Here is a 13,329-nt window from a genome sequence, read left to right as displayed (position 1 = left end):
GGATGCGACGTGCGGAGGAGCGTCTGGAGATGCGGGGGCACGAATACGACGAAGGGCCGTCCCGCAGGGGCGGCCTTCGTCGTATCCTCACCACACGGTCGTCGTTTCGGATCAGTGCCCTGGCCGCCACGGCGTCGACCGCGGGGCGGCGACCGAGTCCCGCACGATGAGGCGGGTGCCCACGATGATCTCGCCCTCGGCGTGGCGTCCGAACGCGTCGTCGTCCTGAGTGAGAGCGAGGCGGACGCTCTCCCGTCCCATCTCCTCGAGCGGCACATGCACGGTGGTCAGCTTGGGGGTGAGCTCGTTGGACTGCGGGATGTCGTCGTACCCGACGAGTGACATGTCCTCCGGCACGCGCACGCCCGCCGCGGTCATCGCATCCAGCGCACCCGCGGCGACGAGGTCGTTCGCCGCGAACACCGCGGTCACGTCGAGCTTGGATGCGAGGATCTCGCTCATCGCGGAGTGGCCGAAGCGCCGGCCGAACGCGCCCTGGTGGACCAGTTCCGGCGGTGCGTCCACGCCGCGCGACTGCATGGCGCGACGATACCCTGCCAGGCGCGCCACGCTCGTGGAGAGCCCGACGGGCCCGCCCAGATACAGGATGCGCCGGTGCCCCAGCGAGAGCAGATGCTCGGTGACGGCGAAGGCCCCGCCCTCGTTGTCGTAGCCGACGATCTTTGTCGGCACGTTGTCCCCGACCGGGGGGCGCCCGCAGAGCACCAGGGTGGATCCCATCCCTGCCAAGGTGCGGGCGCGCTCGGCCATCCGGCGCCGGGCTCCCGCGTCGTCGTAGGCACCGCCGACCACGATCACGGCGTCGGTGCGCTGGCTGATCATCCGGTCGATGAGCTCGATCTCACGGCCCACGTCGCCCTGCGACGCCGCGACGATGCAGAGCCGGCCGGTCGTCGCGGCCTCCTGCTCCACGCCGCGCACGATGTAGGAGAAGAAGGGATCCACCAGGTCGTTCACGATGATCCCGACACTGTGCGTGGATGCGCTCGCGAGCGCCCTGGCATGCGCGTTGGCCGTGTAGCCGAGGTCGTCGATGGCGCGCTTGACGGCATCCTTGGTGGCCTGCGCGACGGGGTAGTTGCCGTTCAGCACGCGCGACACCGTGGCCGTGGACACCCCGGCCCGCTCGGCGACGTCAGTCATCGTCACGCTGTGGCCCGGGCGCGCCGAGGGACGCTCGTTCTGCGTCGTCATCCCAACCTCCGTTCGTGGACCGAGTGATCCGCTCGCATCGCGCTCTCAGCCGATCATGCCGTGTACGCGAGCTCCTCGGCGCGGAGCTCGTGGGCGAGGACCCCACGACCAAGGTACTGTTCCACCTCCCGTACGGCGGAGTCGCCCAGCCGGTGTATCTCATTGCCCAGTGCTCCGGCGATGTGCGGCGTCAGCACCACGTTCGGCAGCGTGTACAAGGGAGAGTCGTGGGGGAGCGGTTCGGGTTCGGTCACGTCCAGGTACGCGTCCAGGCGTCCGGAGAGGAGCTCCGCGGTGAGTGCGTCGGTGTCGATGAGGGCGCCGCGGGCGGTGTTCACGACGAGTGCGCCGTCGTGCAACAGGGCCAGTTCCGGCGCGCCGATGATGTGCCGGGTGGCGGGCGTGCTCGGGGCATGCAGCGTCAGCACATCGCACTGCCGGCACATCTCGTCCAGGCTGACGACTTCGACGCCGAGACGCTCGGCGCCTTCGGCCGTCAGGTAGGGGTCGCAGACGAGGATGCGCGCCTGCAGGCGGGACACCAGACGGATCACCTCCCGGCCCACGCGCGAGGCGCCGAGGATGCCGATCGTCACGCCGTTGGTCCCGAGAGGCGGAACGCCGGCCACCGAACGTCGTCGCCGCGTCGTGCGCAGCTGATGAGCGAAGCGACTTGCGCGCTTGAGGCCGAAGACGATCGCGGCGAACGTGAACTCCGCTACCGGGGTCGCGTTGGCCGCCGCGGCGGTGCTCACCCGGATGCCGCGGCGGAAGGCCTCCGCGTCGAGGAAGGTCTTGACCGTGCCCGCGGTGTGCACGACCGCCTCCAGCTGCGGCGCCAGGTCGAGCACGGCGGCATCGATGCGCGGCGCCCCCCAGCCCGTCAGCATGATGCGCGCACAGCGCAGGGCATCCCTGCTCGCCGGCGTGGCGAACCCGGTGATCGGCAACGGCCCCACGATCTCGACGGCGCTCTGCAGTCGGGCGAGCGCGTCGGCGGAGAAGACCTCCCGGAAGGACTCCTCCGTCATGACGACCACGGCGGAGGGGCGGGAGGACGGGGCGTTGTGATCCACGAAGGTCCTTTCGTTCTGCGAACCAAATAGTAAGCGCATACTGTCAGGTTCGTCCAGCGTTGCGCTGACGCTTGAGCTGTTGTCCCGCTTAAAACCAAGGATTCTCGGCAAATCGAGCCTGGCCGTTGACACCGCTGGATCCGTCGGGTACGTTCGCAGCACAGCAAGCGCTTTCTAGCTCTTGCGAAGAACGAAGATGTTTCCCGTCGCAGGTCGAGGTCGAAGATGAGCACTTACAGCGAGCCGCTCGTGCAGAGCACGACGACTCCCGCGGAGGACGCGGGGGCGAAGCCCCGGCGCGCAGCGAAGACCCGTGGCCGGACTCCCGCCGTCGACGGCGTCCCCGCGCATCGCAAGCGCACGCTGTGGGCGCGCATCAAGCGCGACCGCGTGATGCTGCTGCTGATCGCGCCGGGCTTCCTCTACTTCGTGATCTTCCACTGGCTGCCGCTGCCGGGCAACATCGTCGCGTTCGAGGACTACCAGCCCTACCTCGGCTTCATCGACAGCGTGTGGATCGGGCTCGACAACTTCGTGAAGATCTTCGGGGATCCGACGTTCTGGCAGGCGCTGCGCAACACCCTCGTGATCACCGGCCTCCAGCTCGTGCTCTTCTTCCCGGTCCCGATCATCCTCGCGCTGCTGCTGAACAGCATCATGTCGGGACGGATCCGCAAGTTCGTGCAGAGTGTCGTCTACCTTCCGCACTTCCTGGGCTGGGTCATCATCGTCTCGATCTTCGGCCAGGTGCTCGGCGCCACCGGCGTCGTGCCGCATCTCATGGAAGCACTCGGGATGAAGCCGTTCCAGGCGATGACGACCCCGTGGTTCTTCCCCTTCCTGGTTTCGATCCAGTCGGCCTGGAAGGACGCGGGATGGGGCACGATCATCTTCCTCGCGGCACTGATGAACATCGATCAGGAGCTGTACGAGGCTGCGGCGGTCGACGGAGCCGGCCCATGGCAGCGCATGCGCACGATCACGATTCCCGGGATCATGCCCGTGATCATCCTGCTGCTCATCCTGAACCTCGGCAGCATCCTCTCCGTGGGATTCGAGCAGATCGTGCTGCAGCGCGACAACGTCGGCGCCGGTGCGGGCGAAGTGCTCGACACCTGGGTCTATTACAACGGCATCCAGAACGGGCAGTGGGGTCCCGCCGCCGCCGTCGGGCTGGTGAAGGGCGTCGTCGGGCTCGCACTCGTGCTCGGCGCCAACAAGGTCGCTCATCTGTTCGGCCAGGAAGGTGTGTACTCCAGTGGCAAGTGATCTGCAGCTGACGACGCGGGCGCTCGTCACCCCCAAGGACAGGCGGCAGGCGCGCCGGGCCGAGTCTCTCCGACCGGCATGGATGGAGAAGCCCACGGTGCTCGGCCGCGCCGGCAAGGCGATCGCGATCACGATCATCTGCATCGTGACGATCTATCCGTTCCTCACCGTGCTCTCCACGAGCTTGTCCGACAGCACCGACATCGCCAACGCGAACGGCCTGGTCCTGTTCCCCCTGCACCCCACCTTCGCCGCGTACGAGACGATCTTCGCCGGCGGGGTGGTCACCGCTGCGCTGGTGCGTTCGATCCTCATCACCGTCATCGGCACGCTGTGCTCCCTCGCCGCGACGGTGGGAATGGCGTACGGACTGTCCCGCCGAGACCTCGCCTTCGGCAAGTTCATCCTGCTCACCGCGTTGTTCACGATGCTGTTCACGCCCGGCATCATCCCGAGCTTCCTCATGGTCAAGCAGCTGGGCCTGATCGGCAGCTATGCGGCGCTCGTGCTGCCCGTGCTGGTATCGGCGTTCAACCTCGTCGTCGTCCGCTCGTTCTTCATGGGCCTGCCGCAGGAGCTTTTCGAGGCCGCGCGGATCGACGGCGCCGGCGACTTCCGGATCCTCGTGAAGATCGTGCTCCCGCTCTCGAAGGGCGTGCTGGCCGTGGTCGGCCTGTTCTACGCCGTCGCCTACTGGAACGCGTTCTTCAACGCGATGCTGTACCTCAAAGCCGACCAGTGGCCGCTTTCGATGATCCTGCGCCAGTACGTGCTGCTGGGATCCCCGCTGGACACGGCCTCTGTCGGCGAGATCGCGGCACCGTCGCAGGCGATCCAAATGGCTGTCGTCGTGATCAGCGTCGTTCCGATCCTCCTCGTCTACCCGTTCCTGCAGAAGTACTTCACCAAGGGCGTCCTCACCGGCGCCGTAAAGGGCTGAGGCCCGCACCACCAGATCGAACCACCCCTCCACCCCACAGAAAGGAGCCCACCGTGGCTCTTGAGACGAACCGGCGGACCTTCCTGTCCTACGCCGCCCTCAGTGCGCTGGCCGTCGTGGCCTCCGGCAGCCTGGCCGGCTGCGGCACGCAGACCAAGCTGACGGCATCGGCGGCGTCGAGCTCGGTGCTGCCGAAGTACATCCCCCTCAAGGGCGTGACCCCGGACCTCGCCGGTACCGCGGAGGGCGTCCCCGCCGCCTTCTTCAACTACCCCGCCAAGCCGTTCCGCTCCGTCCCCTCTGCCTTCATGAAGGGGAAGAAGGTCACCGCGATCACGAACATCTTCGGTCCGCCGCCTACCGCCGCCGACAGCAATCCCGCGACCCAGGCGATCTTCAAGCGCCTCGGTGGCACCGTGGACATCACCGCCGTGTCCAGCGACGACTACGACACCAAGCTGAACACCGTGATCGCGGGCGGCGACCTGCCCGACCTCATGCTCAACGACGGCACGGCCATCCCCGACATCATCGGCTTCCTCCAGTCGTCCTGCGAGGACCTCACCCCGTTCCTCGCGGGCGACAAGGTCAGGGATTACCCCAACCTCGCGAACATCCCGCAGGCGTTCTGGAAGCCGACGGTGCAGAACGGCAAGCTCTATGGGATCCCGATCCCTCGCGCGATGACCGGCGGATCCGGGTTCATCAACCAGACGTTCTTCGAAGAGGCCGGCGTCACCGACACCTCGACGATCAAGAACGCGGACGACTACCTCGCCCTCGCCAAGCAGCTCACCGGAGGCAGCCGCTGGGCTCTGGGCAGCACGAAGTTCGGACTGCTGCCGTTCCACCACATCTTCCACGTGCCGTACAACTGGACGATGAAGAACGGCAAGCTCATCAAGGACATCGAGACGGCCGAGTACCTCGAGTCGATCAGCTTCGTGCAGAAGCTCTACGCCGCCGGCTGCTACGCCCCCGGCAGCGAGGGCTGGACCAAGTCGCAGATGTCGAATGCCTTCATCTCGGGCCAGGTGGCGCAGATCTACGACGGGCTGCCCGCCTTCGGCAAGCCCGGCGGCTACCAGCAGACGGTGCCTGCCGCGAACCCCGCCAACAAGGTCGCGCCGTTCCTGCCGTTCAGCGCCAAGGGCGGCAAGGCGATGGTCTGGCTCGACAACATCGACTTCGCATGGACGATGGTCAAGAAGGGCAGCGCCGACCACATCAAACTCGTGCTGCAGGTCGCGAACTTCCTCGCCGCCCCCTTCGGCAGCGAGGAGTATCTCCTGATGAACTACGGCGCCGAGGGCGCGGACTACACCCGCGATGACAAGGGCAACCCGATCCCGACTCCGGCCGCGGCCCTGGACACGGCTGTGCCCTGGAGATACCTGGCCGCAGGGCCCAACACGCTGTATTCGCCGCAGTTCCCGGACGCCATCAAGGTGTTGCACGACGCGTACACCAAGCTCGTCCCGATCGGCGTCGCGGATCCGACGCAGGGGCTCTTCAGCCCGACGCAGGCGAAGCAGGGCCTCACGATCATGAAGCCCGTGACCGATGCCGTCACCAACTTCATCGCCGGGCGCGGCTCACTCGACGACGTGAAGAGCGCGATCGCCAACTGGAAGAGCGCGGGCGGAGACACCATCCGCGCCGAATACCAGAAGGCTCTCAGCGGCGCGACGGCCAGCCCGTCCCCGAGCGCCTGAGACGCAGGATCCGTGAACGCGGGAGAGGACCACGGGGGAGAGGGAACCGTGCAGGAAGACGTCTCGACGACGATCGCGATGGATCCGGTCCTCTCCCCGTCCACGGGCTGGGGCAGGGCGCAATGGGAGGCGGTGGCGGACGGCTGGCTCAGCGAGGTGCGTCGCCACGCCAGCCCGGAGGGCGCCCTGCCGCGGCTGCCAGGTCGCATCACCGGGGACGGCGTGCGGCGCGAGGGGATGGAGGCCGTTGGCCGGTCGTTCCTGCTGGCCGCGCCGCGGATCGCGGGCGCGCCCGATGCCGGTGATCCCGCCGTTCAGCAGCACTTGGAGTACTACTCGCGAGCGCTGCTGGCCGGAACGAGGCCAGGCGGGGCGGAGGAGTGGCCACGCGGCGTGAGCTGTCGGCTGCCGTTGACCGGGATCACGAACTCCATCGTCGAGGCCGCGAACATCGCGTTCTCCCTGCACGTCAGCCGCGATCGGCTGTGGGCGGGGCTGACGCGGCCGGAGCAGCTCCAGATCGCCGACTGGCTGCGCCATCACGCCCGCTGCGAGGTATGGCAGAACAACTGGCAGCTGTTCCCGGCGATGGCGGAGGGTTTCCTTCGCGCGGTGGATGAAGACGTGCGCGGCCTGCACGCGGAGCGCAACGTGGCGCGGGTGGAGAGCTGGTACCTCGGTGACGGGTGGTACACGGACGGGCCGGAGCACGCCGTCGACTACTACAACGCCTGGGCGATCCACCCCTACCTGTGGGCCTGGTACCGCATGACGGACACCGTGCACACCCCGGAGGGGCAGCGCCACCTCGAGCGCCTCCATGACTTCACCGCGTCCCAGGCGCACATGATCGCCGCCGACGGCGCGCTCCTGCACCAGGGCCGCTCGCTGACCTACCGCACGGCCGCGCTCGCCGCATTCTGGTGCGCGGACGCGTCGGGCGCGAGCGCGCTCACGCCCGGACAGACGCGAAGGATCGCCTCGGGCGTGCTCTCGCGCTTCGTCGCCCAGGGGGTCGGCGTGGACGGGCCCCTGAGACTCGGGTGGTACACCGAGTTCGAACCGATGTGTCAGGACTACAGCGGATTCGGGTCTCCGTACCTGGCGGGGATCGGATTCCTCGGGCTTGCGCAGCCTCCGACCGCTCCCGTGTGGGTCGCTGTCGAGGAGGCCCAGCCCTCCGATCACGGGCCGTTCACCGCCCCGATCGAACCCGTGGGCTGGGTGCTCCGAGCTGCGGCGGACGGGATCGTGCGCATGGCGAATCACGGTTCGGATCACGCCACGCTGCCCGTCGGCGAGGATGAGGACCGGGACGACCCGCACTACGCGAAGTTCGCGTACTCGACCCACACCGCGCCCGGCACGGGGCCCGCCTGGCGCGACGCGATCGACTCGCATTTCGCGCTCCTCGATGAGGGAGGGACCGCCAGTCGGCGCAGCACGCTGCGCGCCACGCACGTCGACGGCGGACTCTCCGGATCCGTGCATGTGCCGCAGCTGCATCGTCGCGCGCTTCCCGGCACGGCGGTGACGACCGTCACCGCAGGCGAGGGCCCCGCGGAGGTGCGCGCGCACCTCGTGCAGACGGATCGTTCCTGGCCCATGCGGGAGGGCGGCTGGGCGATCGCCGACGACATCGAGCTCGAGACCGGCGTGTTCGAGGACGGGGCGTGGGTGCGCGGACGCGACGGCCTGGTCGCCGCGATCGTCGGCCTCCACGGATGGAGCGCGATCGCCGCTGCCGAGCAGGGGCTCGGACCGGCGGCCGCCCGCGTCTTCGCCTATCGCGACGCGAACGCGATGGGAGCGCACTCGGCGACGCCCGCCCTGGAGGGACACACCGGCGTGAGTCGCACCGTCGTGCTCACCCTGCACGTGCTGGAGCGCGGGGGAGAGGTGGATCCGCAGAAGTGGCGGGACCGGGTGCAGCCGCACGTCGACGGCACCCGGGTGCATCTGGAGTGGGCGTCGGGCGCGACATCGGAGTTCGACCTCGCCACGTTCGTGCCCTGGGACGGGCACCCGGGGCTGACCGGCCCACGAGAGGAGGCTCTGTGATCGCGCTGCGCTACGGGGCCGGATCGCAGGTCCGACGCGACGACCCGGCCATGCGCGCCTTCCGCGCCGACCGGTTCGGCCAGTTCGTGCACTGGGGGCTGTACGCCCTGCCGGCCGGCACCTGGAAGGGGCGGACGATCGATTTCGCCGCCGAGTTCCTCATGCATTCGGCCCACGTCAGCCGCAAGGACTGGGCCGCGCTCGCCGCCGAGTTCACGCTCGAGGGCTTCGACCCGGTCGAGTGGGCGCGCACCGCGAAGGCGATGGGCGCCCGCTACGTCACGGTCACGACCAAGCACCACGACGGGTTCTGCCTGTGGCCGAGCGCCTACAGCGACTTCACCGTCGCGGCGACGCCCTCGGGCCGCGACGTGCTGGGAGAGATCATCGAGGCGTATCAGGCCGAGGGCCTCGCCGTGCACCTGTACTACTCGGTGCTCGACTGGCACCACCCCGACTGGCGGTACGCGCTCGAGACGGACGACGACCGCGCCGCCTTCGACCGGTACCTCGAGTTCGCCACCGACCAGCTCGTCGAGTTGGCAGAGCGGTACCCGCAGGTGCGCGGATTCTGGTTCGACGGCACGTGGGACGCATCCGTGAAGGCGAACGGCCGGTGGACGTGCGAGATCGAGCGGATCCTCAAGGAGCGGATCCCGGGAGCGATCGTGAACAGCCGACTCCGCGCGGACGACCTCGGGGCGCGCCACTTCGACTCCAACGGCGCACTCATGGGCGACTACGAGAGCGGATACGAGCGGCGTCTGCCCGCACCGTGGGATCTGTCCGTGACGGCGCACGACTGGGAGGCGTGCGCGACGATCACGCAGGCCACCTGGGGCTTCCACGACTCGGCGTGGGCCGACAGCGGCCGCAAGAGCCCGGCGCAGATCGTCGAGCAGCTCGCGCAGACCGTGAGCCTCGGCGGCAACCTGCTGCTGAACTTCGGTCCGCGCGGCGACGGCTCGCTCGTGCCCGCCGAGGTCGAGCTCGCCCGCGAGGTCGGCGCCTGGATGGACGTGAACTCCGCGGCGGTGCACGCATCGGGCCCCGCGAACGGCTGGGAGTACCCGGGCTGGGGTTTCTACACGGCACCCCTCGAGCCGGCCGACGCCTCCGACACCCCGGCTGAGCCCGCGCACGGGGCCGGCGTCGTGCACGCGGTCGTCACCCGCATCCCGGTGTCCGGGGTGCTCCCGGTGGAGCTCCCCCCTGGTGTCGAGGTGCGGTCGATCCGCGCGCTCGCGGACGGCGCCGATGTGCCGTTCACGGTCCTCGACGGGCGTTCCCTCCGCATTCCGGCGCCCGCGTCCGCAGGCATGCCGGTCGTGTTCGCCCTCGAACTCGGGGCGGCCGGCGACGACCCGGCCCTGCGCGAACCCAACCCCGACGTCGCGCTCGTGTGAATCCTGCATGAGCGGGCGCCTTCCCGTTCCGCGCTTGAGACCGAGGAACGGGAAGGACCACCCAACCCACCGCTTCGAAGACGAACAGGAAAGGGCAACACCATGAAACAACACCGCACGGCGCAGCGCAAAGCGCGCTGGCGACGGCTGACCCCGGCTCTCGCGATGGGGGCTGTCGCGGCCCTCGCTGTGCCGGCCGTCGCCCAGGCCGACACCACCCCCACGCCGCCGCAATACGCGGCGGCGGGCGTCACCACGCTCAAGGGCGGCCTGACCAGCGACATCGCGGGCTCCGCCTATCTCGGCAAGGACGGCCGGTTCCATTGGAGCAACGCCCTGACGTCCTACAACACGAACCCCGGGAACGCGTGGGCCCGCACCTTCACGAACACCGACATGGGCACGGTGTCGTCCGGGATGGGAACGACCACGCAGCGGGTGCAGGCGCCCGCCTACTATGCCGACGCCGGCACGATCTGCTACCAGCTCGACAAGGATCCGACCTTCCCGATTCCGTCGCCGCAGCAGGACGACCACTGCGACGTCATCGGCGTCTGGGTGGACGGGGAAGGCGTCTGGCACGCGCTGCTGAACGACGAGTATCAGTTCGATCCGTGGCAGACCAAGGGCGCGACCGCGACGATCGACGAGAAGATCTCCACCGGGCATCACAACAACCGGATCCTGCTCGCGACCTCGAAGGACGAGGGCGCGTCGTGGCAGTACGCGGGCCCGGCGCTCACCTCCGCGTGGGATGACGACCAGGTCATCGACGCGACGGCGTCGCCCGGCCAGTCGTACCCGTTCGGCAACTCCGGCTGCCGCCTGTTCATCGACTACTCGACCGGCTACTTCTACATCACGTACAACGTGAAGATCTACAAGAAGCCGGCGTCATCGACCCTTGCCAGCTGGACCGAGATGGCGCGCGCGCCGATCAGCGGCGGCATGGCCAGCGGCACCTGGCAGAAGTGGTACAACGGATCCTGGTCGCAGCCGGGAATCGGCGGCATCGACGGCAATGTCAACTCCGTCGGCGGCCTGAACGTGTCGTACGAGCCCGCCACGGACACCATCGCCTGGAAGGGGTCCGGCGCCGACGCGTCGGCCTCGTACGAGGCGGCCAAGGTGCTGGCCGACCACCTCATCGTGTTCTCGGACGCCTCCGGCAACACCTACACGGCGAACACCCTCGCGCACACGATCGTGGATAACGCCACCGGGCAGTCCGCGCCGAACCGCACGGTCAGCTACCACGATCCGGTGACCGGCCAGGATATGACGCTCAAGGCCGTCGACGACAAGTACGAGAATGGCGTCAAGGTCGTCACGGGCGGCATCTACGTCACGCAGACCGACCCGGTCTCCGGTGCGTCGCAGACCGTGGATCTCATCACGAACAGCGCGTACTACAAGGATCCGGTCACGAATCACCTGTACCTGCCGTCGGCGAACAACGAGTCGGCGATCTCGTACAACGCGTTCTCGGGGCTGTATCGCATCGTCGGCTACGACGGCAACGTCTACGAGACCGCGGACCTCGGCGACCCGAACTCATGGAAGGTCGTCGGTCTCATGCCCTCCGGATCCAACGGCGGGTACCTGACGTCGCTCGACAACGGCAGCCTGACGAACCAGAACGTCACGGGCCGCTCGTTCCTGACGATCTCGGACCTCACCGCGAAGGTCTACGACATCGAGCAGACCTCCGGCACGAGCGCCGCCGCGGTGAGCGCCGAGTACGTGCCGCAGGACACGGCGGGCGACGCCGTCGGCCCGGACTCGTCGTACGTGCTGCGCGTCGGCGGGAAGGCGGTCACGGCGAACCGCGGGCCGGGGCTCGACGGCGGCGACGGAGCGGCGACCGGCGTCTCGACCTGGAAGCTGGTCCCGGTGAAGGATCCGCGTTCTGCGAACGGCGACAACAGCGGCTTCTTCCGCGTGGTCGATTCCGTCACCGGCAAGACGTTGCAGGTGTCCGGCAGCACCCCGGCCGAGAAGCGCGCGGTGGACGCGGTCGTGACCGTCGGCGATCAGGAACCGGACGCCACGCCCCTGAGCTCGACCAACCTCGGCGCCCCGGGCGGCAGCGATCAGTGGTACCTGCAGCGCGTCGCGACGACCGGCACCTCGCTGGAGGGCTCCACGACGTACCGCCTCGTCAACCGCAACAGCGGTCTGTCCCTGCAGTACGTGAACGACCGGATGCGGCTCGAGCAGCAGGCGCCGGGCGACGTCTCGCAGTACGTCACGGTGACCGCACGCTAGGGGCCACACGGTGCCGGGTCGGGGTGCTCCGTTCCGACCCGGCACCGTCACGATCGTGCGGATGGCGGATCACATGAGGATCATGTCGCCGTCGCCGGCGCGGTACTCCTCGACAGGCGGCGGGACCGGGATGCTCTCCGCTCCGGTGCGGAAGCCGCATACGGACGAGAGCACCGGAGCAGGACCGGTCGCCTCGATCTCGATCGTGCTCACCGTGCGCTCCGGGAACGCGTGCAGCCGGCGAGATCCGATGCTCAGGCCTGCGCAGATCTCCTCCCCGGAGACCAGCACGCGATGCTCCGCCACGCGCTGACCGTCGTCCAGGTGCTCGGCGAGCTCGAGGTGATCTATGCGGACGCCGGCTCCGAAGTCCGCCTTCCATCGCCCCGGAGCCAGAAGCGTGAGCGTCGCAGGCAGCGGTGCACCGAAGCGGCGCGTCCGTTCCTCGGCGTAGTCCTGCAGCCGCGCCATGTCCGCCTCGTCGATGAGTCCTTCGCGGTTCGGGGGGATGTTCAGGAGCAGGTTGGCTCCCAGCCCGACGGAGCGGTAGTGGATGGCCAGCAGGTGTTCGAGACTCTTCGGGGCATCATCGGGATGCCAGAACCAGCTGTGTCGCAGGGAGACGTCGCACTCCGGAGGCAGATAGCGCGCGCCGAAACCGAGCATCTCGTCGGTGTGCACATCGTTGCGCGTGACGTCGACGACGTACTCGACGGGATCCGCGGCGAGCCCGTCTTCGTTGCCGACCCAGCGGATGTCGGGGTCGCCCATGTTGAAGATCACGGCCTGGGGCTGGTGAGTGCGCACGACGTCGACGATGCGTTCCCAGTCGTACTTCCGGCCGGCGGAGCCCGCGCCGTCGAACCAGACTTCGACCAGCTCGCCGTACCGGGTGCACAGCTCGGTCAACTGCGCGCAGTAGAAGTCGTCGTAGGCGGCGGGGTCCGAGTAGCGCGGTTCATGGCGGTCCCACGGAGACAGGTAGAGGCCGAGGCCCATTCCGGCGTCGGCGCAGGCGTCGGCGAGCTCGCGGACGACGTCGCCCGTGCCGTCCCGCCAGGGGCTCGAGGCCACCGAGTAGTCCGTCGTGGAGGTGGGCCACAGGCAGAAGCCGTCGTGGTGCTTCGCGGTGAGCACGACATAGGCCGCACCCGCGACCTTCGCCGCGGCGACCCACTGTCGCGCATCGAGATGAACCGGGTTGAAGGCCGACGCAGGCAGCGTCCCATCGCTCCACTCGACGCCGGCGAACGTGTTGAGACCGAAATGCAGGAAGACACCGACCCCGGCCCGCTGCCAGTGCAGCTGCGTCGGGGTCGGGTGGTGCATCGCGCTCTGCGCCGTGATGGACATCGTGCTCCAGGAGTGCGGGCCCGCGG

The 13,329-nt window shown here is 68.6% G+C and carries 9 protein-coding genes; 6 read left to right on the top strand and 3 right to left on the bottom strand.

Annotation, left to right across the window (positions count from 1 at the left end):
• Window positions 1-111: 111 nt before the first annotated feature.
• Together AERO9AM_RS12390 and AERO9AM_RS12385 are read right to left on the bottom strand one after the other, a co-directional pair.
• Window positions 112-1,215, bottom strand: coding sequence for a LacI family DNA-binding transcriptional regulator (locus AERO9AM_RS12390; protein ID WP_159576411.1), 1,104 nt, complete (start codon window positions 1,213-1,215; stop codon window positions 112-114).
• Window positions 1,216-1,268: 53 nt separating this feature from the next.
• A complete protein-coding gene (locus AERO9AM_RS12385) occupies window positions 1,269-2,291 on the bottom strand; it encodes a hydroxyacid dehydrogenase (RefSeq protein ID WP_236602607.1) in 1,023 nt (340 codons plus the stop codon).
• Between the two features lie 225 nt (window positions 2,292-2,516).
• Between AERO9AM_RS12385 and AERO9AM_RS12380 the strand changes: the two genes are divergently transcribed.
• The 6 genes from AERO9AM_RS12380 to AERO9AM_RS12355 all read left to right on the top strand — a co-directional run bounded on the left by AERO9AM_RS12380 (window position 2,517) and on the right by AERO9AM_RS12355 (window position 11,950).
• The gene (locus tag AERO9AM_RS12380; protein ID WP_201298629.1) at window positions 2,517-3,560 is read left to right on the top strand and encodes an ABC transporter permease; all 1,044 of its coding nucleotides are present in this window, start codon (window positions 2,517-2,519) and stop codon (window positions 3,558-3,560) included.
• The gene (locus tag AERO9AM_RS12375; protein WP_236602606.1) at window positions 3,550-4,500 is read left to right on the top strand and encodes a carbohydrate ABC transporter permease; all 951 of its coding nucleotides are present in this window, start codon (window positions 3,550-3,552) and stop codon (window positions 4,498-4,500) included. The genes AERO9AM_RS12380 and AERO9AM_RS12375 overlap by 11 nt, the downstream gene beginning before the upstream one ends.
• Window positions 4,501-4,553: 53 nt before the next feature.
• On the top strand, window positions 4,554-6,215 hold the full coding sequence (locus AERO9AM_RS12370; RefSeq protein WP_159576410.1) for an extracellular solute-binding protein: 1,662 nt from the start codon (window positions 4,554-4,556) through the stop codon (window positions 6,213-6,215).
• 12 nt (window positions 6,216-6,227) lie between these two features.
• Window positions 6,228-8,276, top strand: coding sequence for a DUF2264 domain-containing protein (locus AERO9AM_RS12365; protein WP_236602605.1), 2,049 nt, complete (start codon window positions 6,228-6,230; stop codon window positions 8,274-8,276).
• Window positions 8,273-9,682 (top strand): alpha-L-fucosidase, encoded by a 1,410-nt coding sequence (locus AERO9AM_RS12360; RefSeq protein ID WP_236602604.1) that lies wholly within the window; start codon window positions 8,273-8,275, stop codon window positions 9,680-9,682. Before AERO9AM_RS12365 ends, AERO9AM_RS12360 begins: the two co-directional genes overlap by 4 nt.
• A gap of 102 nt (window positions 9,683-9,784) precedes the next feature.
• Window positions 9,785-11,950: a hypothetical protein gene (locus AERO9AM_RS12355; protein WP_159576409.1), complete on the top strand. Its 2,166-nt coding sequence runs from the start codon at window positions 9,785-9,787 to the stop codon at window positions 11,948-11,950.
• 69 nt (window positions 11,951-12,019) lie between these two features.
• On the opposite strand, the gene AERO9AM_RS12350 is transcribed toward AERO9AM_RS12355, so the two are convergent.
• Window positions 12,020-13,303: an alpha-L-fucosidase gene (locus AERO9AM_RS12350; protein WP_236602603.1), complete on the bottom strand. Its 1,284-nt coding sequence runs from the start codon at window positions 13,301-13,303 to the stop codon at window positions 12,020-12,022.
• Window positions 13,304-13,329: the final 26 nt, after the last annotated feature.

The sequence above is a fragment of the Microbacterium sp. 8M genome (genome assembly GCF_902506375.1).
Lineage (GTDB): Bacteria > Actinomycetota > Actinomycetes > Actinomycetales > Microbacteriaceae > Microbacterium.
Note: the sequence above shows the minus strand (reverse complement) of the source record. Positions and strands in the feature narration are given on the sequence as shown.

Excerpts from the sequence above, each read along its gene's own strand:
- AERO9AM_RS12355 (WP_159576409.1), top strand. The coding sequence starts at position 9,785 with ATGAAACAACACCGCACGGCGCAGCGCAAAGCGCGCTGGCGACGGCTG.
- AERO9AM_RS12390 (WP_159576411.1), bottom strand. The coding sequence starts at position 1,215 with ATGACGACGCAGAACGAGCGTCCCTCGGCGCGCCCGGGCCACAGCGTG.
- AERO9AM_RS12350 (WP_236602603.1), bottom strand. The coding sequence starts at position 13,303 with ATGTCCATCACGGCGCAGAGCGCGATGCACCACCCGACCCCGACGCAG.
- AERO9AM_RS12380 (WP_201298629.1), top strand. The coding sequence starts at position 2,517 with ATGAGCACTTACAGCGAGCCGCTCGTGCAGAGCACGACGACTCCCGCG.